The organism is Rhizobium leguminosarum (genome assembly GCF_019798305.1).
Taxonomy (GTDB): Bacteria; Pseudomonadota; Alphaproteobacteria; order Rhizobiales; family Rhizobiaceae; genus Rhizobium; species Rhizobium leguminosarum_U.
In genome coordinates, this window is the sequence record NZ_JAAXDD010000006.1 from 225,442 (window position 1) to 250,243 (window position 24,802).

Below are 24,802 nucleotides of genomic sequence, written 5' to 3' on the forward strand. Positions count from 1 at the left end.
GACGGGGGCGGAACCCTCGTCTCATGAAATGTGCATCAAGGAATGAGCATGATCTCGCGCGGCTTCACCACCATCGAGAATGAATGGATTACGCTGAAGGATGGGACGCGACTGGCCGCGCGCATCTGGATGCCTGACGGTGCGGAGGAAGACCCCGTCCCCGCTGTCTTCGAATTCCTGCCGTATCGCAAGCGGGACGGAACCAGTTTGCGGGACGAGTCCACCTATCCGGTCTTCGCGACCGCAGGCATTGCCGGCGTGCGTGTCGATATCCGCGGATCCGGAGAATCCGACGGGGTCATCGACGGCGAATATACCGAAAGCGAGCTTGCCAATGCCTGCGAGCTGATCGCCTGGATTGCCGCGCAGCCATGGTCGAACGGCGCGGTCGGCATGATGGGCATTTCCTGGGGCGGCTTCAACAGCCTCCAGGTCGCAGCATTGCGCCCGCCGGCGCTGAAGGCCGTCATCTCGATCGCCTCGACCGTCGACCGATACAACGACGACATCCACTACAAGAACGGCTGCCATCTCTCCGCCCAGCTCTCATGGGCGGCGACGATGCTTGGCTACCAGTCGCGGCCGCCCGACCCCGCGCTTGTCGGCGAGCGCTGGAAGGAAATGTGGCTGGAACGCCTGGCAGGCGAACCCTTCTTCATGGAGGAGTGGCTGGCCCATCAGCGGCGCGATGATTTCTGGCGTCATGGCTCGATCTCGGAGGATTTTTCGCGCGTGGAAATCCCGGCGCTTGTCATCGCCGGCTGGGCCGACGGCTACCGCAATACGCCGCTGATGGCGGTCGAAGGCCTGGGCGACAAGGCGAAGGCGCTGATCGGCCCCTGGGTTCACAAATATCCGCATTTCGCCTGGCCGAAACCGCGCACCGATTTTCATGGCGAGGCAATTGCCTGGTGGAACAAATGGCTGCGGGGCGAGGACAATGGGATCGACAGGCTGCCGCAGGCCCGCGCCTATATTCTCGATGCCATCCGCCCTGCCCCGCGACGCGACAGCGATCCGGGTTTCTGGATCGCCAAGGATCTCTGGTTGCCGCCGCAGCTGCAGTGCTTCTATGTCGAGCAGTTCGGCAAGTTGACGGAAGGCATGCCGATTCCGCACGCGCCCGAACATCCCGTCCATCTCCGCTCTCCGCTCGACACCGGGACGGCATCGGGTGAATATTTCACGCTGAAACCCGACGCGGAAATGGCGGTCGATCAGCGTTTAGACGATGCCGGCTCGCTGGCCTTCGATACGATGCCGCTTGCTGGCGATTGCGACTATCTCGGCAGTCCTGTGCTCACGCTTGCGCTGCGCTCCCGGGCAACCGGTGGAAATCTCTGTGCCCGGCTCGTCGATGTCCATCCGGATGGCACGGCAACGCGCGTGGCCTTCGGCGTCGTCAATCTCACTCACCGGGACGGCAATGCAGATCCCAAGCCGCTGACCCCAGGCGAGACGGTGTCGATCCGGCTCGTGCTCGATGCCTGCGGTTATCGCTTCCGCAAGGGGCATCGCATCCGCCTTTCGCTTTCTACCGCATATTGGCCGATGATCCTGCCTCCGCCTGATGACGAGGGCATCAACATCGATATCGCGGCACTCGGTCTGGGGCTGCCGATGCTCGGCGAGCACCAGCGGATCGACATCAAGGAACCGGCCAATCCCGATCCTCTGCCGAAATACATCGAGCACGCGGCCGCCGCGACGAAGCGGCAGGTCGTCCGCGACCTCTCGGCCAACCGGACAGACTATCACATCCACGAGGATACCGGGCTCACCGAACGCCCTGAGACAGGTCTCTCGACCCGGCAATTGCGCGAGGAAGTCTGGTCGATTTCACCCGATAATCCGCTGTCGATGACCGGGACCTCGACCTGGACCTGCGACATGCGCCGCCCCGGCTGGTTCATTCGAACGGTCGCGACCGCGCGGATTGCATGCACCCGGACCGACTGGGTCATCAGGGCTGTCGTCACCGCTTTCGAGGGCGACGTGCAGATCTTCGAAAAGGTCTTTGCGGAAAAGCGGATCGCGCGCGACCTGATGTGATCGTTAGACTAAGCCGCCGCAAAACGCCTTATGGCCTCGCAGACGGCGCGGAAGCCGTCGCGCGCGCCTTCGCTCATGTGGCGGGCACGGAGCCAGGCATGCACCATCTGCGGCTCCTCCCGGAACCAGACTTCGACGCCCTCCGCGGCGAGCCGGGCGGCATAGTGCCGGCCGTCGTCTCGGAGGGGATCGAAATAGGCGACCGTGATGAAGGCCGGCGGCAGTCCTGCAAGCGAGGATGCCTGCAGCGGCTCGGCGATCTCATTGCCTTCCGGCGCCTGCAGCATCTCGCGATAATAGGCGACATCCGTCGTCGTCAGTCCCGGTGCCGCGGCCATTTCGGCATAGGAGCCCGCATCGAGGTTCCCGCTGAGGGTCGGATAGATCAGGACTTGGCCGACGACGCCGGGCAGGCCCTCGTCGCGCGCGCGCAATGCAAGGCCCGCCGCCAGATTGCCGCCGGCGCTGTCGCCGATCAGCACGACCTTGCTGTTGGCGGAAAGCAGATGCTTCAACACAGTAAAGCCGTCATCCGTCTGCGCCGGCCAGCGATATTCAGGGGCCAGCCGATAATCGACGGAAACGAGTTCCGCACCGGCAAAATCGGCAATCTCGGCGCAGATGGCATGATGGCTTTCGAGCGAACCGACGACGAAGCCGCCGCCGTGAAGATAGAGCAGAATGGTCCGCGTGCTGATTTTGCGCGGACGGTAACGCCGGATCGGGATGCGCTGGAGCATGCCGTCCGCAAAGATCATCTCCGGGGGCAGTGGGCGGTCAAAGCGCGCACAAAGAGCGTCGTACCAATCTCGCTGCTGCTCGATCGACGCGTCAACAGCGTCTGGCGGATAGAAGGCATCGCAAATCGCGAGAAACTGCAGGATGCCCCTTTCGGTGGGGACAGACGGTTGAGCGGACATGGAGGTCCTTTCGCGATTTGGGACGATGTAGATCACGTCCTCGGCCGACTCTGTCCTCATCATGCGCCTTTGTGACGGGGACGATCTGTCTGGCCGCGACCCATGAATGTCGCCCCACTCAAAATTTCCGATAATTTTTTCGCCATCGACCAAAGGAACGCCATCCGAGAAACGTCTCAATCTCGAAATAGCATCTTGCTTGGTAGCATAGGGTAGGTGCGGAATTGGACGCAGAGCTCATCGAACGAGCGCAGGGCGGTGACCGGGAGGCCTTTGGGCAACTGGTCTCGCGCCATTATGATTTCGTCCATGCGACGGCATGGCGCTGGTCGGGCAGTTCCACCGATGCCGACGACATCGCCCAGGAGGTCTGCGTCAAGCTCGGCGCGTCCATCCGCAGCTTTCGCGGCGCCAGCCGCTTCAGGACATGGCTCTATACGCTAACGCTCAACGCCGCCCGCGACCATAGACGCAAGCTTGCGCGAGAGGAGCAGACATTTCGCGCCTACGCCGCCGAACCGCAGCCCGATGCGCCGGCCGGACATGACGACGAACTATCGAGCGAATTGTGGGCAGCCGTGCGCGCCTTGCCGGAAAGGCAATGCGACGCCGTGCTGCTCGTTTACGGCGAAGGCCTCAGCCATTCGGCTGCTGCCGATGTCATGGGCTGCTCGGAGGCGACCGTGTCCTGGCAGGTCCATGAGGCGCGCAAAAGGCTGAAGACCGTGCTCGGCAAGGAAGAGGTATGACCATGGACAAGGAACTCGAAAAGCTCTCCCGCCTGACACCGCCGGCAGCGACGCCGGAGGCGCGTGCGCGTGCGCTTGCTGCCGCGATGCAGGCCTTCGACACCGCAGAAAATAGTGCGCCGGCAGCCCAAGGAAATGCGAAAGGCTGGCGTCAAAGCTCCATCATCCACTGGATATGGAGCCCTGCCATGAACAAGAAATTTCTCGCCGGTTCAGCCCTTGCGACGCTGCTGGTCATTCCGGCCGCCGGTTATCTCGCGATCGAGCTGACCCGCAACGGATCGCGGATCGTCGACCAGACCGAGATTGCCGGCAATCTTTCGAAAAGTGAGGCGTCGAAACAACCGGCTGCAACCACCAGTCAGCCGGTCACGGTCGCGCCGCAAGCACCGGCCGGGAACAACAGCCTGGCCGAACAATCTGTTGCTGACGCGCAAGCCCCGCAGGACAAGGAGGCGCCGGCCCTCGCGAAACCCGATCTGTCGCAGACATCCGAATTCGATGCCAACGACGTCGCCGCCCTCACGAACAAGCCGGAGGGTTCTGCCGCGGCACTCGGGGCGGCCAAACGCTCGGCGCCGGCCGCTTCCGGCATCGTCCCCCAGCGGCAGTTTGCCGAACCGATGGCTGCCGTCGCTCCTTCGCCTGCCCCGCCTGCGGAGGGGCGTGTCCAGGTTCAGCTCGACCCCGATCGCGAGCGGTTTGCCAATGCTGCGACCAATCCGATCAAGAGCGTCGCGACGGATCCGGTTTCGACCTTCTCCGCCGATGTCGACAGCGCATCCTATTCCTTCGTTCGCCGGTCGCTGACCGGCGGGGCGATGCCCGATCCGCAATCGGTTCGCGTCGAGGAGATGATCAATTATTTCCCCTATGACTGGCCAGGCCCGGATAAGGCCGATCAACCTTTCAAGGCGACGGTGACTGTCATGCCGACCCCGTGGAACCACGACACGGAATTGATGCATGTGGCGATCAAGGGCTATGACATTGCGCCGGCGACCACGCCGCATGCCAATCTTGTCTTCCTGATCGACGTGTCGGGCTCGATGGACGAGCCGGACAAGCTGCCGCTGCTGAAGAGCGCCTTCCGGCTTCTGGTCAACAGGCTGAAACCCGACGATACCGTCTCGATCGTCACCTATGCCGGCAATGCCGGCACCGTTCTGGCGCCGACCCGCGTGGCGGAGAAATCGAAGATCCTTTCGGCGATCGACAGGCTGGAGCCCGGCGGTTCGACCGGCGGCGCCGAAGGCATCGAGGCGGCCTACGATCTTGCCAAGCAGGGCTTCGTCAAGGACGGCGTCAACCGGGTGATGCTGGCGACGGACGGCGACTTCAATGTCGGCCCGTCGAGCGACGAGGATTTGAAGCGCATCATCGAGGAGAGACGCAAGGACGGCATCTTCCTCACAGTGCTCGGCTTCGGGCGGGGCAATCTCAACGATTCGCTGATGCAGACGCTGGCCCAGAACGGCAATGGCAGTGCCGCCTATATCGACACCTTGGCGGAAGCGCAAAAGACGCTGGTCGAAGAGGCCGGATCGACGCTGTTTCCGATCGCCAGCGACGTCAAGTTCCAGGTCGAGTTCAACCCGGAACGGATCGCCGAATACCGGCTGATCGGCTACGAGACGCGGGCGTTGAAGCGCGAGGATTTCAACAATGATCGTGTCGACGCCGGCGATATCGGCTCCGGCCACAGCGTCACGGCGATTTACGAGATTACGCCCAAGGGAAGCCCGGCAGTGATGAATGACGACCTGCGCTACGGCGCTGCCGATAAGGCGCCGGCCGCGGCCGCTGACAGCGCCCATCGCGGTGAGCTTGCCTTCGTCAAGATGCGCTACAAAAAGCCGGGAGAGGACAAGAGCGCCCTCATCACCACGCCTGTCGACGACAACAACGCGGTCACCACCCTCGATGCCGCGCCGCAGGATGTCCGTTTCTCGGTGGCCGTCGCAGCCTTCGGCCAGAAACTGAGCCACGTTGCGGTCGTCGACACCTACTCCTATCAGGCGATCGCCGATCTCGCCGAGGCATCGCGAGGGGCGGACACCTTCGGCTACAGGTCGGATTTCCTCGGCCTCGTCCGGCTGGCGGACGGCCTCAGTCAACGATGAGGCAAGAGGCACAAAACCGCACCAAACAAGAGGCCGTCCCAAAAGGGCGGCCTCTGCTGAGTGATTATCCCAGTCTCGATCCGTTGGCGGTGAGATAAACAGCGTAGAGAGACGTGCTCGCGGTGATGAAGAGGCGATTCAATTTCTCGCCGCCGAAAGCGACGTTGGAGACGCCCTCAGGAATATGGATCTTGCCGATCAAAGTGCCATCCGGATCATAGGCGTGCACACCGTCGCCGGCGCTCGTCCATATCCGGCCTTTCCGGTCGACGCGAAAACCATCGAAAAGACCTGAGGTACATTCAGCGAAAACGCCGAGATCGGTCAGGCTCCCGTCAGTCGAGACTGCGAGCTTTCTGATGTGACGCGGACCGCCGGGCAGATGCGTTGCCCCGGTGTCGGCGACGTAGAGCAGCGTCTCATCCGGGGAGAAAGCCAGTCCATTCGGCTTGACGAAATCGGAGGTCACCTGATCGGTCGAGCCTGTTGCCGGATCATGCCGGTAGACGTGGCATCCGCCGATTTCCGCCTCACCATAGTCGCCCTCGTAGTCGTGGAGGATGCCGTAGCTCGGGTCGGTGAACCAGATGGTCCCATCGGACTTGACGGTGACGTCGTTTGGAGAATTGAGCCGTTTGCCTGCAATTTGATCGGCCAGAACCGTGATCCTGCCGTTGAAGTCCGTGCGCGTGACACGGCGCGTCAGATGTTCGCAGGTGATCAACCGGCCCTGATCGTCGACCGTGTTGCCATTCGAATTGTTGCTGGGCGAGCGGAATACCGATGTATGCCCGCTGGTATCGTCGTAGCGCATCATCCGGTTGTTGGGGATATCCGAAAAAACCAGATAGCGCCCGGCGGCAAACCAGGCCGGTCCCTCCAGCCAGCGGCCGCCCGTCCAAAGCCGCTCGACGCGGGCGTGACCGACGAAGCAGCTTTCAAAACGCGGGTCGAGAACCTCGAACCCCGGACCGTCAATTTGCCCGAACATGATGCTCCTCCGTTTCCTTCAAATTGTTATCGATATCATCTTGTCGCGTTTTGAGGGCTTCGTACAGATACCGATCTGCCGGCCTTTGCGAAAATGCCCCAGGAATCCTGGTTCTTGGGCTTTGGAATGGTGCATTCCTGCAATAATATCGATTGTACGATGATAGCGATAACTTTATCGTGTCTTAGACTACCCAACTCGGAAGCTTGTTTGAAAGCGGAGACCAGTGAAAAACGAGGAGGAGCCGAAAGACAAGCGTCTCAAGCCGGGAGACGCGCAAAAGCTGACGATGGCGGAGGTCGCCAAATATGTCGGCGTCTCTGCCATGACCGTTTCACGTGCCTTTCGCCAGGATGCGAGCGTTTCCGAGGAAACCCGGAAGCGCATCATGGAAGCCGTCGACGCGCTCGGTTATGTGCTCGATCTGTCTGCCGGCAGTCTTTCGTCAAGGCGGAGCGGTTTCATCGCCGCCCTGGTGCCCTCGATCAACAATTCGAATTTTTCCGACACCGCCCGCGGCATGACCGATGCGCTGCAGAATACCGGCCTTCAACTCCTTCTCGGCTATACCGATTATTCGGCGGAGAAAGAGGAAGAGCTGATCGAGGCGATGCTGCGCCGCCGCCCCGAAGGCATCATCCTGACCGGTGGTTCGCACACGGCGCGCGCGCGGCGCATGCTCGTAAAAGCCGGCATTCCCGTTGTCGAGACCTGGGAACTTCCGGAAGATCCGATCAATCAGGTCGTCGGCTTTTCCAACAGTGAGGCGATGTCCCTGCTGGTGCGGACACTTGCCGGTCAAGGGTATCGGAAGTTCGGTTATATCGGGGGAACGACGGCGCGCGATACGCGCGGCAGCCAGCGACGAAGCGGTTTCCAGAAGACTGTCGAAGAACTGGGCCTCGGACCGGGACGGATGATTTCCTTCGGCGTCCCGCCCATCACCATGGAACAGGGCGGCCAGGCGATCGTCAGCCTGCTGGAGCGCTGGCCGGACACGGAAGTGGTTCTCTGCGTCTCCGATCTTTCTGCCTTCGGCGCCATCATGGAATGCACGCGCAGGGGAATGCAGGTTCCGCGGGACATCGCCGTTGCCGGTTTCGGCGATTATGAGATCTCGTCCATCTGTCATCCGCGCATTACCACCATCAATGTCGATTGTTATGGCATCGGTCGCCAGGCCGCCGCCCGCCTGCTGGATACCCTCCATACCGGCGAGGCGACCGGCGATGAGATCACATTGACGGGCTACAAGGTCGTCTTGCGCGAAAGCACGGACCGGAACGGCGCGCCAACCGCTTGAGATTAAAGCGCCGCGCGTCTTTTCAGATGCGCGGCGATGCAACACTTTGAATGGCTGCAGGGATCATACAGTCGGTCAGAAGGCGATCTGCACTTTCATGGACTTGCTGCGGTCGCCCGCCAGCTCGAAGGCGGCAACGGCCTCTTCGATCCCGAAAACACCTGTCAGCAGCGGCTTCAGATCGACGCGACGCGCGTTGATCAGTTCGACGGCGAGCGCAAATTCCTCGTGAAAACGGAATGTCCCGCGCATCTCGATTTCCTTCGCAACGATCATGTTCTGCGGGATAGAGACATCCCCGCCAAGGCCGAGCTGCACGAGAATGGCGCGGGGTTTAAGCGTCTCCAGGCCGGCGCGCACCGCCCGCTCATTGCCTGACGCCTCGAACATGACATCGAAATATCCCTTGTCAGCGCTGTAAGCCGCAAGGTCGGCAGCATGGGTGGCAACATTGATCGTTCGATCGGCCCCGCTGGTGCGGGCAATCGCCAGAACGCTGTCTGTCACGTCGGTCGCGACGATTTCGCGGGCGCCGAGAACGCGCGCCGCGACGATCGCCAACATCCCAATGGGGCCGCAACCGGTGACCAGCACCCGTTTGCCGAGCAGCGAGCCGGCGCGGTTTGCCGCATGCAGCGTCACGGCAAAGGGTTCGGCAAAGGCAGCCTCGTGAATGGAAATGCCGTCTGCGACCTTGTGGCATTGCCAGCGCTCCGCCACCAGCCGCTGGCGAAAGCCACCCTGAATATGCGGCATCGGCATGGCGCTGCCGTAAAACCGCATGTTGAGGCAGTGGTTTTGCTGTCCTTTCAGGCAATATTGGCAATGGTTGCACGGCCGGCTCGGGGAAACCGCAACACGGTCTCCGACGGCAAGGTCGGCGACGCCGGAGCCGAGCGCCTTGACCGTTCCGGCGATCTCATGGCCGAGGATCATCGGTTCGCGCAGGCGAACCGTACCAAACCCACCGTGGTTGTAATAGTGCAGGTCGGAACCGCAGATGCCGCCGGCTTCGATGGCAATCTCCACCTGCCCGGCGCCAGCAACCTCCGGCTCGCGCTCTTCGATCCTCAGATCCTTGGCGGCATGAATGACGATGGCTTTCATATCGGGACCCTCACACGACGGGAGTTGGAAGCGGGCTACCTGCAAAATGTGCAGCGAGATTGTCTCTGACCAGTTGGCCCATGGCCTTGCGGGTCTCGACAGTGCCAGAGCCGTGATGGGGCTGCAACACGACGTTTTGCAACGTCAGGAAACGGGCATCAATCTTGGGTTCGTTCAAGAAGACATCAAGGCCGGCCGCCTGGATGGTGCGGTCTTGAAGGGCTGCGATCAGCGCTTCTTCGTCGACGGTCGTCCCGCGGGAGACGTTGACCAGGATGCCGTTAGGGCCGAGCGCTTTAAGCACCTCAGCATTGATGATCTTCATGGTCGCCTCCCCGCCGGGGACGATGACGATCAGAAAGTCGGCCCAATCGGCAAGCGCGATAAGGTCGGGCTCGTAGGTATAGGCAACATCCGTGTGGTCATGGCGAGCGAAATAGGAGATGTCGCAGCCGAACGCAGCAGCCCTTCTGGCGATTGCCTTGCCGATCCGGCCCATGCCGGCGATCCCCACCTTCTTGCCCGAGACGCGCGTCACCAGCGGCATGGCGACACTGCCCCACTGGCCGGAGCGAACGAGGACATCGGCCTGAGGGACCTGCCTTGCTGTGGCAAGCAGCAGTCCGATGGCGATATCGGCGACATCTTCGGTCAGCACATCGGGGGTATTCGTGACGCGAATGCCGTTGGCGCGGGCATAGGACAAGTCGATGGCGTCGGTGCCGACGCCGTAACAGGAGACGATTTCCAGTTTCGGCAATTGCGCCATCAGTTCTGCGGACGCTCCCAGTTCGCCGCGGGTCGCTATGGCGCGGATATCCTTGCCGACCCTGGAGATCAGCTCCTGCCGGTCTGTCGCTTCCCAGAGGCGATGGATGCGGTAGTTCGCCTCCAGATCCACCATGTCCCATTCCGGATAAGCTCCGGCCATCAAGATTTCTACCTCAGGCATTCCGTTTCCATCCCGCATTTTGACAGTTGATTATGTTATCGATAACATATAATTCGGAAAAGCGATGTCAAGTGAGTTTCACCGTCAGCGGCAGTTGAAGCCGTTGCCCGCGGAGAGACCGGAGGAGTGATTTGCATGAAGAACCTGTTTGATCTTACCGGACGGCGCGCCCTGATCACCGGCTCGAGCCAGGGGATCGGCTATGCCTTGGCCGAAGGCCTGGCACAGCATGGCGCCGAGGTGATCATCAATGGCCGGACGCCCGAAAGCGTCAAACGTGCGGTCGAGAGCCTCAAGGATCAAGGCCTGTCTGCCCATGCGGCGATCTTCGACGTGACCAGCAAGGACGCTGCCAAAGAAGGTATAGACGCGATCGAAACCGATATCGGGCCGCTCGACATCCTGATCAACAATGCCGGCATGCAGTTTCGCACGCCGCTGGAAGATTTTCCGGCGGACAAATGGGAGCTGCTGCTGACCACCAATATTTCGAGCGTATTCTACGTCGGCCAGGCAGCGGCCAAACCCATGATCGCCCGCGGACAGGGCAAGATCATCAACATCGCCTCCGTTCAAAGCGAACTGGCGCGCCCCGGCATTGCTCCCTACACCGCGACCAAGGGCGCGGTGCGCAATCTGACCCGTGGCATGTGCGCCGACTGGGCCAAGTACGGTCTGCAGATCAACGCGATTGCGCCGGGCTATTTCAAGACGCCGCTCAACCAGGCGCTCGTCGACAACCCCGAGTTCTCGTCCTGGCTCGAGAAGAGGACGCCGGCCGGACGCTGGGGCAATGTCGAGGAGCTGGTGGGTGCTGCCGTTTTCCTGTCGGGCCGCGGCTCGTCGTTTATCAACGGGCACACGCTTTATGTCGACGGCGGCATCACGACCTGCCTCTGATAGAGACGAGACCATGGGCTTCGAGCAAAAGGCATCGCCTCTGGCCATTGTCGTCATGGGCGTCAGCGGCTGCGGCAAATCCTCGGTTGGAGAGCATCTCGCCGCTCGAAACGGCATGCTGTTTCTGGAGGGCGACCAACTCCACCCCGCTGGAAATGTCGAGAAAATGGCGCAGGGCATACCGCTTGCTGACGACGACCGCCTGCCCTGGCTCGACCGGATCGGCGAAGAAATAAGGACCGCGCAAGAAACGTCGCAAGGATTGGTGGTTTCCTGTTCGGCGCTGAAGAGAAGCTATCGCGACAGGCTAAGACAGGCAGCGGGCGGGCGCCTGGCCTTTGTTTTCCTCGAAGGATCCCGCGACCTGCTGCTGTCGCGGATGCAGGCTCGCCAGGGCCATTTCATGCCGGCGTCGCTGCTCGACAGCCAGCTGCAGACGCTGGAGCCGCCGACCGGTGAAGCTGGTGTGGTGACGGTGGCGATCGATAATGCGTTGGATGATATTGTGGCGCTGGCTTGCCAGGGACTGAGCGGCATGGCCGTCAAGGGAGGAGATTATCATGCAGGATGACTACAGAGCAGATGTCGCCGTCATCGGTGCCGGCATCATGGGAACGGCGATCGTCACCCGATTGATCGAAACCGGGCATAAGGTATCGGTCTTCGACCTGGATACCGAAAAAGTCGCGGCTTTGCAGGCCAAGGGCGCACGCGCGGCCGGCTCCGTGGAGGAAGCGGTCTCATGGTCGGCGTTTTGTGTGCTCAGCCTCAATCACGCCAGCATCGTCCGCGCTGTCGTCTTCGGCGAAAAGGGCGTTGCGGCGGCGGCGAATGCCGACAAGGTGCTGATCGATATGTCCTCGATCGATCCGGCCGACACGGCCGACATGGCGATGCGGCTTCGTCGGGAAACCGGCATGGCGTGGGTGGATTGCCCGCTCTCCGGCGGCGTGCCCGGTGCGCTGAGCGGACGCCTAACGATCATGGCGGGCGGCAGCGCGGAGGATTTCGAACGGGCGCGCGTGGTGATGCGGCATCTTGCCGCCAATTACACGCTGATGGGTGCATCCGGCGCAGGGCAGACCACGAAGCTGATCAATCAGCTGTTTTGCGCCGTGCTGTTTCAGGCCGTCGCGGAGGCGGTCAAGCTCGCTGAAGCCGGCGGCGTCGATCCGGCCGCCATTCCTGCCGCCCTTGCTGGCGGCAGGGCTGATAATCGCATAATGCAGGAATTCATGGCAAAATTCGCTTCCCGGGATTTCTCGCCGACAGGCAGAATCGACAACATGTTGAAAGACCTGGATTCGCTTCAGTCCTTCGCGCTGAAGACCAAGACGCCATTGCCGATGACCGGCTCCGTGGTCGAGATTCACCGTCTGCTCTGCGCTGCCGGCCTCGGGCCGAAGGACTCCGCCGAGATGATGCGTCTTCTCGACGGATTTCAGGCCGGCTGACATCAATCTCGCCGAGAATTTCGAGATCGTCATCTTTCCGCTTGACCATCCTTAAATGTTATCGATAACATACGATCAATGACAACCGCAGCTTTGGGAGGAGCCACAGTGGAAGCCAAGAGACTGCTGGAGTTCCAGTCGATCACCAAGAGCTTTGGCGGCACGCAAGCGCTGCGGGACGTCTCGATCGACCTGCGCGAGGGGGAAATCCTCGCGCTGCTGGGGGAAAACGGCGCCGGCAAATCGACGCTCATCAAGACGCTTGCAGGTATCTACAAGCCCGATAGCGGCGACATCCTTTTTCGCGGCCAGAGCTACCATCATCGTCCCCCGAAGCCGAACGAACGGCAACAGGTTGCCTTCATCCACCAGGATCTCGGTTTGATCGAGTGGATGACGGTCGGCGAGAACATGGGCCTGTCACAGGGCTTCTCGATGCGTCGCGGCCTGATCGATTGGAACAGGACCCAGGCGCGCGCCAAGGAAGCCTTGAAACTGGTCGGCTGCGATTTTGACCCCACCACGCGGGTCTCGGCGCTGTCGCGCACCGAAAAGTCGCTTGTCGCCATTGCCCGTGCGCTTGCCGTCGAAGCCGACGTTCTGGTGCTCGACGAGCCGACGGCGAGCCTTCCCGCCGATGAAGTCGATCGGCTGTTCAATGCAATCCGCCCCTTAAAGGATCGCGGCGTCGGGATGATCTACGTCTCCCACAGGCTGGACGAGATTTTCCGGATTGCCGATCGGGTCGCCGTTCTGCGCGACGGATGCATGGTAGGACAGAAGCCCGTCAGCGAGACCACCCCCGACGAGCTGGTGACGATGATCATCGGCCGCAGCGGCGACAGCCTCTTTTCCAAGACGGCGATTACGCCCGGCAAGGCGATCGTCAAGGTTCGCGATCTCGTTTGCGCCGGCACAGGCGCGATATCGTTCGATATCCGCGAGGGCGAGCTTCTGGGCCTGGCTGGATTGCGTGGCGCCGGTCAGGAACGGATCGGCCGCGCGCTGTTCGGTTGCGAGCCCTTCCACGGCTCGGTTCTGCTGCATGACCATGCCCCCGACCTCTCCAGCCCGCGGCGCGCCATGGCGTCGGGCATCGGCTTAATCGCCCGTGACCGGACGGAGGAGTCCGTGGCGCTCTCACTTTCCATTCGGGAAAATACCTACCTCAATCCGGGCGCCGTCGGACGTGGGCTCTTGTCCTTCCTGTCCCCGCGCGGCGAAGCTGATCTTGCCCATAAGATCGGTCATTCCGTCGGCCTGCGGCCGAACGACCCGGATCTGCCGGTGGAGGCCTTGTCGGGCGGCAATCAGCAAAAAGTCGTCGTCGGCCGCTGGCTGGCGACCGGCCGCAAGCTGCTGGTCGCAGAAGATCCGACCGCCGGCGTCGATATCGGAGCGCGTGCGGAGATCTACCGTCTGATCACCCAGGCGCTCGAGGCCGGCCTCGCGGTTGTCGTGGTGTCGACGGACTTCGAGGAAATCGCCCATATCTGCCACCGCGCGCTGGTTTTCTCGCGCGGCAAAATCGTCAGCGAACTGACTGGAAGCGCTCTGACGACGGAGGCGGTCATCACGGCCGCATCCGCATCGGAAGCCGCTTGAGCCACCGGGAGAACAGCCATGCAATCCATTGAATCCACGGCCCTGGAGCCGACCAAGAGCGAAATGGCAGGTCTGTCCACAGGACAGAAGATCGGACGCCTGATCCCGGTCTACGGGCTGGTGATCCTGACCGTCGGCCTGATCGTGATCTTCTCGATCCTTCTGCCCGATACCTTCCCGACCCTGTTGAACGTCCGCTCGATCGTGTCCGACAAGGCAATCATTGCGCTTCTGTCGTTGGCTGCGATGATCCCGATGGCATCGGGTCGCATCGATCTGACCGTCGGCTATGGCATCGTGCTCTGGCACATTCTTGCCATCAGCCTGCAGACCGCCTACGGCCTGCCCTGGCCGGTCGCGGTCGTCATCGTGCTCGCGCTCGGCATCCTTACCGGCTTCATCAACGGTCTGCTGGTCGAGGTTGCGAAGATCGACAGCTTCATCGCGACGCTCGGCACCGGAACGGTTCTATACGCGCTTGCGCTTTGGCACACCGGCGGGCGGCAGGTGGTCGGCGTCCTGCCTGATGGTTTCTATGCGCTGAACGGCACCATGCTGTTCGGCCTGCCGATCACCGGCTTCTACGTGCTCCTGATCGCGGTCTGCATGTGGATCGTGCTCGAATACCTGCCGATCGGCCGCTATCTCTACGCCATCGGCGCCAATCCGAAGGCGGCCGCACTCAATGGCATTCCGGTCCGCAAATTCGTGATCGGCGCCTTCGTCACCTCGGGGCTGCTTGCGGCTCTGACCGGGGTCCTTCTCGCCTCGAAGCTGCGGATCGGCCAGGCGAGCGTCGGCCTCGAATATCTCCTGCCGGCGCTTGTCGGCGCGTTCCTCGGATCGACGACGATCAAGCCGGGCCGGGTGAACGTCTGGGGCACCTTGATCGGCGTCATCATCCTGGCGGTCGGAATATCAGGAATTCAGCAATTCGGCGGGTCGTTCTTCGTCGAACCGCTGTTCAACGGCGTGACCCTGCTGATTGCCATCGGCATAGCAGGTTACGCCCAGCGCAAGCGCGGAGCTGTGAGGAGGATCACACCCGCATCCAAATGAGGATGCCGGCTCACCCGGCATTTCATAACAAACAAAATGGAGGAGTGAACATGAAGCGCAGAACATTATTGCAGGCAACTGTCGCAACCGTCGCCGTTATGCTCAGCATGCCGGCATTGGCCGATTCAATGGCCGATGCCAAGGCCGTGGTCGAAAAGTATGCTTCCAAGGTGAGCGCCTGGGATGGTCCGACGAGCGGCCCGAAGGGCGCTGCCGGAAAGAACATCGTCATTCTGGCCGCCGATATGAAGAACGGCGGCATCCTCGGCGTGGTCAATGGCGTTCAGGAGGCTGCAGGCGCGCTCGGCTGGACGGTGAAGGCGCTTGACGGCGCCGGCTCGATCGGCGGGCGGACGGCGGCGTTCGGCCAGGCCATGGCGCTGAAGCCGGATGGCATCATCATCAACGGCTTTGACGCGGTCGAACAGAAGCCGGCGATGGAAGCGGCCAAGGCTGCCGGCATTCCGATGGTTTCCTGGCACGCCGCCTCGGCGGTCGGTCCGGTTCCCGAGGTCGGTGTCTTCGCAAACGTGACCACCGATGCGATGGAAGTGTCGAAGTCCGCGGCGGATTGGGCCTTTGCCGATGCCGGCGGCAAGCCGGGTGTCATCATCTTTACCGACTCCACCTATGCGATCGCGATTGCCAAGGCCGATCGCATGAAGAAGGAGATCGAGGATCTCGGCGGCACGGTGCTCGAATATGTCGACACGCCGATCGCCGAAACCTCTCAGCGCATGCCGCAGCTGACCACATCGCTTCTGCAGAAGTATGGCGCGAAGTGGACGCATTCGCTGGCGATCAACGACCTCTATTACGACTTCATGGGACCTTCGCTCGCCTCGGCCGGCATTGCAGGCGACGGAAAACCGGTGAACGTCGCAGCCGGCGACGGTTCGGAGAGTGCTTATCAGCGTATCCGTGCCAAACAGTTCCAGGCCGTCACGGTCGCCGAGCCGCTCAACCTTCAGGGCTGGCAGCTCGTCGACGAATTGAACCGCGCCTTTGCGAAAGCGCCTTGGTCCGGCTATGTGTCGCCGCTCCACGTGGTGACCAGCCAAAATGTCGAGTTTGACGGTGGACCGAAGAACAGCTTCGATCCCGACAACGGCTATCGCGATCAATACAAGAAAATCTGGGGCAAATAACCCTTTCCGATCGGGGCGTATCGATCGATACGCCCCGATCTCACGACAACACTCCAACATCGATCCAGCTCCGGCGAGTTTTGGAAAAGAGAACCTATGATCATTCGTTATGCTTTGTTTGAAGGCGAAATCCATCCCGGTAAAGAAGGGGAATTCCGCGAATTCGTGCGGCAGCGGCTCGTCCCTCTCTGGACGAAATTTCCAGGCGCCGAGGAAATCCGGGTGCTGGACGGGATGGAGCGCGACGAAGGCGCCCCGATCTATGCCATGGCGCTCGCCATTCGCTATCCCGACATGGATGCAGTGAACGCGGCACTTCTCTCCGACGTGCGGTCGCAGAGCCGCGAGGTCACCGGCGAACTCCTGCAGCTCTTTACCGGCAAGGTGCACCATCACGTATTCGCGGCCAACGAATACGCTCCGCATAGCGCCTGACACAAGGCGATCTCGACGTCCGCGACGGCTTGGCGTCTGAAGGGCGGTCACTGCGGTTTGCTGCCAAGCCTTTATCAAGAGCAGGGTTAAACAAGGCCCCGTAAAGCGCCGTGGACGAACGTCCCAGGCGCTTTTTTCACGCCTGGATACATCGACCCTCGTGCCGACGCGCCGAATGCGATCGTTCCGGTTGCCCGACTTTTGAGGACATTTTTCCCTCAGCGCCACCTTCATTAAACTAAATAGTCTATCGATTTTGTAGATTATATTCCATCTTACCGTGCATCGCTCCTGCAATCACCAATCGGAAACGGGAAGATCGACGATGACATTGGCAAAGACATTCAAAATTGCGTTGTTCAGTCTGCTTGGTCTCAGTGCCATTCACGGTCCGGCGGCAGCCCAGGCACAGGCTCCCCTGCTTCCCAAGGTGCCGCCGGGCACGGTGCTGACAATCGGCGATCCGGTCACGCAGAAAGCGCTCGAAGTGTCGGGCCTCGGCAAGGAGCTCAGTTTCGAGGTCAAATGGGCCAATATCAGCGGCGGGCCGCAGACGTCGGAAGCTTTCCGCGCCCATGCGCTCGATGTCGGGTCGGTGGCCGAGATCCCTTCGATCTTCGCCAACTGGAACAATCTGCCCGTCCGCAACATCGCCTATCGCGAACGCCGTGACCCGATCGCCAATCCCATCTACCGCTTCGGCATCGCGCCAGGCGCGGCCGTCAAGACGCTCGCGGACTTCCGCGGCAAGCGTATCGCCTTCAGCCCGGGTCAGGCACAGGGCACGCTCGTTCTACGCGCGCTGCACGCGGCAGGTCTGAAGAGTGGTGACGTCACCCTGGTGGAACTGCCGAGCACCAGTGACGTCTACCCGAAGGCATTGGCGAGCAAGCAGGTCGACATCGCGCCGCTCGGCGGCGTCTACATCAGGCGCTATATCACCCAATACGGGCCTGATGGCGCGACCCTCGTGGAACATGGCCTGCGCGATGATCCGAGCCATCTTTATGCGCCGCAATGGGTTCTGGACGATCCCGCCAAGGCGGCAGCTCTCGCCGAATATGTCGGCCTGTGGGCACGCGCCACCGAATGGGTGAACCGGAACCCGGATCTCTGGATCAAGGAATATTACGTCGGTCAGCAGGGGTTGAGCCAGGAGGACGGGGAATATCTCGTCAAGTTGACCGGCGAACAGGTCGTTCCCAGCGATTGGAGCGAAGTGAAGAAGCGCCACCAGGAAACCATCGACCTGCTGGCAGGCGAGCTCGGCTACAAGCCCTTCAGTGTGGAACAGATTTTCGACAATCGCTTCGAGAAGCTCGGCGCCGCGGCTTTGGCCAAGGGCCAGTAACGTTCGACACCCCTTCGGAGAGGAGATTTGAAGCATGGCAACCACTTGGTATGCAGATGAGGCGAAACTGTCGCGGTCGTCCGGCGGTGGAATTGCGCATGCAGGTTCACGCGCGACAAGGCCGGTTAGTTCTGCTGGCTTAGCCGGCCCCCGCGCCCGGCGCAGGCTGGGCCCCGGACCCGCGATCCCTTTTGGGCTGCAGATCGGGCCGGCATTGCTCGTCTTGACCTGGGTGGTCGGCTCGGCGCTCGGATGGATCGACCCGCGTATCCTGTCGGCGCCGTGGACGGTGGTCGAGGCTTTCGCAAGGCTCATAGAGCAGGGTCGCCTGCAGGACAATTTCGTGACGTCGGCGACACGCGCCCTGCTCGGCCTCAGCATCGGATTGCTCATAGGCACGATCCTGGCGGTGATCGCCGGCCTTTCCCGGATCGGCGAAGCCCTGATCGACGGGCCGGTCCAGATCAAGCGTGCGATACCGACGCTGGCCCTGATCCCCTTGCTGATCCTGTGGTTCGGCATCGGCGAGAGCATGAAGGTCACGACCATCGCGCTGGCCGTCATCGTGCCGATTTACATCCACACCCACAATGCGCTCCGCAGCATCGACAGCCGTTATGTCGAACTGGCTGAGACCCTGCGGATGAGCCAGAAGGACTTCATCCTTCAGGTGGTGCTGCCCGGCGCCCTGCCGGGTTTCCTTCTGGGCCTGCGGTTCGCCGTCACCCTCTGCTGGGTTTCTCTTGTCGTGGTCGAGCAGATCAACGCCACCAGCGGGCTCGGTTACATGATCGATCTTGCCCGAAATTACGGGCAGACCGACGTCATTCTCGTCGGCCTTGTGGTCTATGTGCTGCTCGGTCTCGTCTCGGACGGTCTCGTCCGCCTGCTTGAACGGAGGGTCCTCTCATGGCGCCGCACTCTGGCAAACTGAAGCCCGCAAGCAAGGCCGTCCACGTGCGAAATCTCGTACGGCGGTTTGCGACGAAGATGATCCTCGACGGCGTCGATCTCGACATAGAGGAGGGCGAGTTCGTTGCTCTGCTCGGCCGCAGCGGCTCCGGCAAGAGCACGTTCCTCAGGGCTCTTGCCGGTCTCGATCATGGTGTCGAGGGAACCGGCACCCTCGAGACACCGGAGAGCCTTTCGGTGGTTTTTCAGGACGCCCGCCTGCTGCCGTGGCGCAGCGTGATCCAGAACGTCACGCTCGGCTTGACCGGCGCCTCCGGCCAGGAAGCCGGACGGAAGGCTTTGGCGGAGGTAGGCCTTGCAGGCCGGGAAACGGCATGGCCGAACCAGCTTTCGGGTGGCGAGCAGCAGAGGGTCGCTCTTGCCCGTTCGCTGGTGCGCGAGCCGGCCCTGCTTCTCGCCGATGAGCCGTTCGGCGCGCTCGATGCGCTGACCCGACTGAAAATGCACGATCTGCTGCGGGAGTTGTGCGCAAGACACCGTCCTGCCGTGCTGCTCGTCACCCACGACGTCGATGAGGCGATTTCGTTGGCCGACCGCATCCTGGTTCTCGACGAAGGGCGTCTCATCGAGGATCTCAAGATCGATCTGCCGACACCGCGCGACCATGGCGATCCGCGCTTTGCGCAATTCCGAACCCGCCTCCTCAGCCGGCTCGGGGTCGAGCTTCCGGGCCGCAAGGCCGCCTGACATCAGCAACAATTCAGCTTGATCTGGAGATAAGCCAATGAGCATATCGAAAAGGCAAATGCGGCTTGGCGCATTCATCATGGCCACGGGCCATCATATCGCCGCCTGGCGCCATCCGGATGCGCAGGCCGATGCCGGCCTTAATATCGATCACTACCGCGAGCTCGCGCAGACCGCCGAACGCGGCAAATTCGATCTCGTCTTCGTCGCCGACAGTCCGGCGGGATGGGACGGCGCCAAGGACCCGGAAGCGCTTCGCCGCACCGCCCAGGGCGCGCATTTCGAGCCCCTGACCCTTTGGGCTGCCCTTTCCCAGGTGACCAAACATATCGGCTTCGTCGCCACGGCATCGACGACTTATGAGGACCCCTACCTTCTGGCCCGCAGGTTCGCCTCGCTCGACTATATCTCCAAGGGTCGCGCCGCATGGAACGTCGTCACGACGGGCGCGGATGTTTCGAAGAATTTTTCGATCGCGGGCCATCCCGCCCATGCCGATCGTTATGAGCGGGCCGAGGAATTCGTCGACCTGGTCAAGGGCCTATGGGATTCCTACGAAGACGATGCCTTCATCCGCGACAAGGAAAGCGGCGTCTATCTCGATCCCGACAAGGTGCATCTCGTCGATCACAAGGGGAAGTTCTTCTCGGTAGCCGGTCCGCTCAACGTCGGCCGTCCGGTTCAGGGCTATCCTGTCATCGTCCAGGCCGGCGCATCCGAACCCGGGCGCGAACTTGCCGCCCGCACGGCCGAGATGATCTTTACCGCCAACCAGACCTTCGAGGATGCGCAGGAATTCTATTCCGACGTCAAAGGGCGGCTCGCCCGCTACGGGCGCCGGCCGGACGAACTGCTGATCAGTCCCGGCATATTCCCGGTTCTCGGCGGGACGGAAGCGGAAGCCCAGGCGAATTACGACCATATCCAATCGCTGGTCCATCCCTCCATCGCCTGGAATATCCTTGCCCGCCACTACAAGGGCATCGACCTTTCCGGCTACTCGCTGGATGATCCCGCCCCTCCCCTGCCTGATAATACCGAACTCAACAAGAGCCGCCTCAAGCTGGTTTCCGATCTGGTATCACGCAACAATCTGACGCTGCGCCAGTTCTATCTGGCGGTCGCCACCGCCCGTGGCCATCGGACGGTTGTGGGAACGCCCGAGCAGATCGCCGATGCGATGCAGAGCTGGTTCGAGAACGGTGCTGCCGACGCCTTCAACATCATGCCGCCGATCCTGCCGACCGCTTTGACCGATTTCGTCGATCAGGTCGTGCCGATCCTGCGCAAGCGCGGCCTGTTCCGGCACGAATACGAAGGCACGACACTGCGGGAAAACCTTGGCCTCCAACGCCCGCCGAATGGCTTTGTGGTTCAGGCGGGGCAGCAGGTGCAGGCGGCCGTATGATCTCTTGAGGGGGCTTCCCTCCCCCTCGTTTTGTTCCAATCACACACAGAACCGCAGCATCGCATGAGCAATAATTCCGAATTTCTCTGGTATATTCCCAACGACGTCAAAGCCGGCCATCGCGGCGATTCCGCCATAGAGAACCACAACAGCCTAGATACGCTGACCAGCCACGCAAGGGCGCTGGAGGAGCATGGCTGGAAGGGCGCGCTCGTCGGCACCGGTTGGGGCCGCCCCGACACGTTTACCGTCGCAACCTCGCTCGCCGCCCGGACGACCACCTTCGAACCGCTCATTGCGATCCGTCCAGGCTATTGGCGACCGGCAAACTTCGCTTCCGCGGCGGCGACGCTGGACCATCTGACCGGTGGCAGGGTGCGGATCAACATCGTGTCGGGCAAGGACAACCTCTCTGCCTACGGCGACAGCGAGGGCGATCAGGCACACCGCTATGCCAGGACCAAGGAGTTCATGCGGCTGGTCCGCAGATTATGGACCGAAGACAACGTCACATCCGCCGGCGAGAACTTCCGGGTCGCTGAATCCACCGTGGTGCCGCGCATCCAGGTCCGCGGCGACCGTCGGCACCCCAAATTCTATTTTGGCGGCGCTTCGGAGGCGGCAGAGCGGGTGGCCGCCACCGAGGCCGATGTCCAGCTCTTCTGGGGAGAGCCGCTCGACGGTGTCCGCGAACGGATCGCGCGGCTCAAGGCGTTGAGCCGGGAACTGGACCGCGACCTCCCGCCGCTGGAATTCGGCCTGCGAATAACGACGCTGGTCCGCGACACCTCCGAACAGGCCTGGGCCGACGCCGAGGCGAAGGTCGCCGAGATGGCCAGAAGCAACGGCAGCGGCTGGCACGATCACCAGCGCGCGCTCGCCGTCGGCCAGCAACGGCTCCTCGATCTGCATGAGCGCGGCGACGTCCTCGACGACAACCTCTATACCGCGCCGGGCAAATTCGGCGGCGGCGGCGCCGGCACCACCTGGCTGGTCGGGTCGCTGGAAGACGTCGCCCGCTCGCTGCGCAAATATCAGGATCTTGGCATCACCCACTTCGTGCTGTCCGACACGCCATATCTCTCCGAAATCAAGCGGCAGGGCGATCAGCTTCTTCCGCTGCAGCGCTGAAGCCGGAGCAGCGGCGCTCCGGTATCGCCTGCAATTCATGCCGATTGGCGAGCCCGTTCAGAGCGTCGCGCAGTTCGCGGGCAAGCCGCGGAACCTTGTTGTTTGGGCGAGGTAAGAGATTTCGCAACCATCGGGAGAGCGCCGGTCGAATTGTCCATCCGAAAAGCGCAAATGCTATCCAGATAGAGCGCTATAGCTTGCTCCGTCGGCTCCGTTTACACTCTCTAAAATATATTACTCTAATTTTTTAGGTATCGGGGCGACGTTCTTGAAAACTGTCACCTCCGCCATGATGGCGGGCCAGGCACCCGAATTTCGCATGAAATCGGCTTTTATTGCTTTGACGGATGTCCCGTTTCTCAAGCGCGATTCCGGGCACAGGGTGCCCGTCGGCTGCCGAGACATCCTTCCAACAAACCTCACCGCGAGGGGAGAGTGCATATGAAGAATATCATGAGTTTCGGGGTTGTGGCGCGCTTGGCGCTTGGCTTCGGCGTTCTCCTCTTGCTGATGGTCGGCTTGACCATCTATTCGACGGAAGAAGTTGCGCAGATCAACGATAAACTTGGAGCGATCAACGACGTCAACAGCGTGAAGCAGCGGTTTGCCATCAACTATCGCGGCAGCGTGCATGATCGGGCGATCGCCATCCGAGACGTCACTCTGGTGACGTCTCCCGAAGAACGGAAGGCCGCCGAGGCATTGATCGAAAAGCTGGCAGCCTCTTACGCCGAGAATGAAAAGCGCATGGCGGATATGGTTGCACCTCCGGCCGGTGCGACGGAACAGGAAAAGACCATTCTCGGTGAGATTGCAGACATCCAGGCGAAGACCAATCCTCTGGTCGCCCAGATCATTGCGCTGCAGGAGAAGGGCGACGGCGAGGCCGCCCGCAAGATCCTGCTCGAACAGGCTCGGCCGGCCTTCGTTGCCTGGCTCGGCGCCATCAACAAATTCATCGACTACCAGGAAGCGCTGAACAAATCGATCGGCGGCGAGGTTCGCAGCACGGCAAGCGGCTTCAAGCCATTCGCCCTGACAGCACTTGGCATTGCGGCTGTTCTTTCACTGGTTGCCGCCGCCGTGACCGCACGCACGATCGTCGGCCCGCTGGCAAAACTTCAGCTTTCGCTGAAAGCGATGGCCGACGGCAATCTTGATGGCGATCGTCGCCTCGAAGCGCGCGGAGATGAGATCGGCAAGCTCGCACGGGCGGTGGCAGGGCTGCGCGACGCAATTTCGGCGAAGGCGGAGCGGGAAGCTGACGCGGAGGCGAAGCGCGCCGTGTCGGAGCGGCATCGGCTCGAGCAGGATGCCGATGAACGCCGCACCCTTGCCGAGCAGACGGACAAGGCTGTCGGCCAGCTTGGCGATGCGCTGCAGGCGCTGGCGGACGGCGACCTTACACAGCAGATCGGCACGCCGTTCATTCCGTCCTTGGAAAAACTCAGAGCCGACTTCAATTCTGCTGTCGAAAAGCTCCGTGCCGCCATGCAGAAGGTCGCTCAGAACGCCAGCGCCATCGCGGCCGGTGCACAGGAGATCCGCTCCGCTTCGGACGATCTCGCCAAGCGGACCGAACAGCAGGCAGCCTCGGTCGAGGAAACCGCCGCTGCCCTGGAAGAGATTACGACCACCGTTGCCGACTCGAGCAACAAGGCTCAGGAAGCCGGCCAGCTCGTTCGCAAGACGAAGGACAGTGCCGAGCGCTCGGGCAGCGTCGTTCGGGATGCCGTCGACGCCATGGGCAAGATCGAATCCTCCGCCACCGAGATCGGCAGCATCATCGGCGTTATCGATGAAATCGCGTTCCAGACCAATCTGCTGGCGCTGAATGCCGGCGTCGAAGCCGCCCGCGCCGGCGAGGCAGGCAAGGGCTTTGCCGTCGTCGCTCAGGAAGTGCGCGAACTGGCGCAACGCTCCGCCAAGGCGGCAAAGGAAATCAAGGAACTCATCAACGCTTCGAACGGCCACGTCAAAAGCGGTGTGGCCCTGGTTGGCGAGACCGGAAAGGCGCTGAAGGAAATTGCCGAGCAGGTGCAGCAGGTCGACGGCAATGTGGGGGCCATCGTCGGCGCTTCGCAAGAGCAGGCGACGGGACTGAAAGAGATCAATACCGCTGTCAACAGGATGGATCAGGGGACGCAGCAGAACGCCGCCATGGTGGAAGAAGCCACAGCGGCCGCCCACAACCTCGCCAAGGAAGCCGACGCGCTGTTCCAGCTGCTGGGCCAATTCAACATTGGCGGAGTGGTAGTACCGAAGCGCACATCGCAGCCCGCAGCCGCGGCGCCGCATGCTCAACCGGGGCCCTCGCCTGCGCGCCAGATGATTGCCAAAGTGGGTAAGTCGTTCCAGACGAATGGGAATGCGGCACTGGCTGGCGATTGGGAAGAGTTTTAAGTCGCCCTGATCTCTTTCCAGCCTCCGCTGAGAAAGCAGCATAATTTTGCGA

General features: G+C 61.8%; 21 protein-coding genes. 17 read left to right on the forward strand and 4 right to left on the reverse strand.

Annotated elements, in window-relative coordinates; all coding sequences use genetic code 11:
* Positions 1–48: 48 nt before the first annotated feature.
* Positions 49–2,052 carry a CocE/NonD family hydrolase gene (locus tag HFO99_RS12880; protein ID WP_222361571.1) on the forward strand — a complete coding sequence of 668 codons (2,004 nt, stop codon included), beginning with the start codon at positions 49–51 and terminating at the stop codon, positions 2,050–2,052.
* An 8-nt stretch (positions 2,053–2,060) separates the two neighbouring features.
* Here the strand turns inward: HFO99_RS12880 and HFO99_RS12885 are convergent, their stop codons facing one another.
* Positions 2,061–2,972, reverse strand: coding sequence for an alpha/beta hydrolase (locus tag HFO99_RS12885; RefSeq protein WP_222361573.1), 912 nt, complete (start codon positions 2,970–2,972; stop codon positions 2,061–2,063).
* A 224-nt stretch (positions 2,973–3,196) separates the two neighbouring features.
* Here HFO99_RS12885 and HFO99_RS12890 point away from each other — a divergent pair, with 224 nt between their 5' ends.
* Both HFO99_RS12890 and HFO99_RS12895 read left to right on the forward strand, forming a co-directional pair.
* Positions 3,197–3,721, forward strand: coding sequence for an RNA polymerase sigma factor (locus tag HFO99_RS12890; protein WP_222361575.1), 525 nt, complete (start codon positions 3,197–3,199; stop codon positions 3,719–3,721).
* Positions 3,718–5,844, forward strand: a complete 2,127-nt coding sequence (locus tag HFO99_RS12895) for a von Willebrand factor type A domain-containing protein (protein WP_222361576.1) — start codon at positions 3,718–3,720, stop codon at positions 5,842–5,844. The genes HFO99_RS12890 and HFO99_RS12895 overlap by 4 nt, the downstream gene beginning before the upstream one ends.
* Before the next feature lie 64 nt (positions 5,845–5,908).
* Here the strand turns inward: HFO99_RS12895 and HFO99_RS12900 are convergent, their stop codons facing one another.
* Positions 5,909–6,835 carry an SMP-30/gluconolactonase/LRE family protein gene (locus tag HFO99_RS12900; protein WP_222361578.1) on the reverse strand — a complete coding sequence of 309 codons (927 nt, stop codon included), beginning with the start codon at positions 6,833–6,835 and terminating at the stop codon, positions 5,909–5,911.
* A gap of 226 nt (positions 6,836–7,061) precedes the next feature.
* Between HFO99_RS12900 and HFO99_RS12905 the strand changes: the two genes are divergently transcribed.
* A complete protein-coding gene (locus HFO99_RS12905; RefSeq protein WP_222361580.1) occupies positions 7,062–8,138 on the forward strand; it encodes a LacI family DNA-binding transcriptional regulator in 1,077 nt (358 codons plus the stop codon).
* Between the two features lie 75 nt (positions 8,139–8,213).
* Here HFO99_RS12905 and HFO99_RS12910 read toward each other — a convergent pair whose 3' ends face one another.
* Positions 8,214–9,245 carry an L-idonate 5-dehydrogenase gene (locus HFO99_RS12910; RefSeq protein WP_130817084.1) on the reverse strand — a complete coding sequence of 344 codons (1,032 nt, stop codon included), beginning with the start codon at positions 9,243–9,245 and terminating at the stop codon, positions 8,214–8,216.
* 10 nt (positions 9,246–9,255) lie between these two features.
* Positions 9,256–10,197, reverse strand: coding sequence for a 2-hydroxyacid dehydrogenase (locus HFO99_RS12915; protein WP_018486096.1), 942 nt, complete (start codon positions 10,195–10,197; stop codon positions 9,256–9,258).
* A 135-nt stretch (positions 10,198–10,332) separates the two neighbouring features.
* Here HFO99_RS12915 and HFO99_RS12920 point away from each other — a divergent pair, with 135 nt between their 5' ends.
* From HFO99_RS12920 to HFO99_RS12980, 13 genes are all read left to right on the forward strand, one after another.
* A complete protein-coding gene (locus HFO99_RS12920; RefSeq protein ID WP_018496302.1) occupies positions 10,333–11,097 on the forward strand; it encodes an SDR family oxidoreductase in 765 nt (254 codons plus the stop codon).
* A 13-nt stretch (positions 11,098–11,110) separates the two neighbouring features.
* Positions 11,111–11,668 (forward strand): gluconokinase, encoded by a 558-nt coding sequence (locus HFO99_RS12925; protein ID WP_027688678.1) that lies wholly within the window; start codon positions 11,111–11,113, stop codon positions 11,666–11,668.
* Positions 11,658–12,551 (forward strand): NAD(P)-dependent oxidoreductase, encoded by an 894-nt coding sequence (locus HFO99_RS12930; RefSeq protein ID WP_222361582.1) that lies wholly within the window; start codon positions 11,658–11,660, stop codon positions 12,549–12,551. The genes HFO99_RS12925 and HFO99_RS12930 overlap by 11 nt, the downstream gene beginning before the upstream one ends.
* A 108-nt stretch (positions 12,552–12,659) precedes the next feature.
* The gene (locus HFO99_RS12935) at positions 12,660–14,156 is read left to right on the forward strand and encodes a sugar ABC transporter ATP-binding protein (protein ID WP_222334431.1); all 1,497 of its coding nucleotides are present in this window, start codon (positions 12,660–12,662) and stop codon (positions 14,154–14,156) included.
* Between the two features lie 18 nt (positions 14,157–14,174).
* Positions 14,175–15,215, forward strand: a complete 1,041-nt coding sequence (locus tag HFO99_RS12940) for an ABC transporter permease (RefSeq protein WP_222361584.1) — start codon at positions 14,175–14,177, stop codon at positions 15,213–15,215.
* A 50-nt stretch (positions 15,216–15,265) separates the two neighbouring features.
* Positions 15,266–16,363, forward strand: coding sequence for a substrate-binding domain-containing protein (locus tag HFO99_RS12945; protein WP_018486091.1), 1,098 nt, complete (start codon positions 15,266–15,268; stop codon positions 16,361–16,363).
* 96 nt (positions 16,364–16,459) lie between these two features.
* Positions 16,460–16,798, forward strand: coding sequence for a hypothetical protein (locus tag HFO99_RS12950; RefSeq protein ID WP_222287821.1), 339 nt, complete (start codon positions 16,460–16,462; stop codon positions 16,796–16,798).
* A 325-nt stretch (positions 16,799–17,123) separates the two neighbouring features.
* On the forward strand, positions 17,124–18,149 hold the full coding sequence (locus tag HFO99_RS12955) for an ABC transporter substrate-binding protein (RefSeq protein ID WP_222361586.1): 1,026 nt from the start codon (positions 17,124–17,126) through the stop codon (positions 18,147–18,149).
* A 34-nt stretch (positions 18,150–18,183) separates the two neighbouring features.
* Positions 18,184–19,083, forward strand: coding sequence for an ABC transporter permease (locus HFO99_RS12960; protein ID WP_222361588.1), 900 nt, complete (start codon positions 18,184–18,186; stop codon positions 19,081–19,083).
* On the forward strand, positions 19,059–19,808 hold the full coding sequence (locus HFO99_RS12965) for an ABC transporter ATP-binding protein (protein ID WP_222361590.1): 750 nt from the start codon (positions 19,059–19,061) through the stop codon (positions 19,806–19,808). Before HFO99_RS12960 ends, HFO99_RS12965 begins: the two co-directional genes overlap by 25 nt.
* A gap of 37 nt (positions 19,809–19,845) precedes the next feature.
* Positions 19,846–21,216, forward strand: a complete 1,371-nt coding sequence (locus tag HFO99_RS12970; protein ID WP_222361592.1) for an LLM class flavin-dependent oxidoreductase — start codon at positions 19,846–19,848, stop codon at positions 21,214–21,216.
* Positions 21,217–21,279: 63 nt separating this feature from the next.
* On the forward strand, positions 21,280–22,347 hold the full coding sequence (locus tag HFO99_RS12975; RefSeq protein WP_222361594.1) for an LLM class flavin-dependent oxidoreductase: 1,068 nt from the start codon (positions 21,280–21,282) through the stop codon (positions 22,345–22,347).
* Positions 22,348–22,788: 441 nt separating this feature from the next.
* Positions 22,789–24,750 (forward strand): methyl-accepting chemotaxis protein, encoded by a 1,962-nt coding sequence (locus HFO99_RS12980; protein WP_222334438.1) that lies wholly within the window; start codon positions 22,789–22,791, stop codon positions 24,748–24,750.
* Positions 24,751–24,802 lie beyond the last annotated feature (52 nt).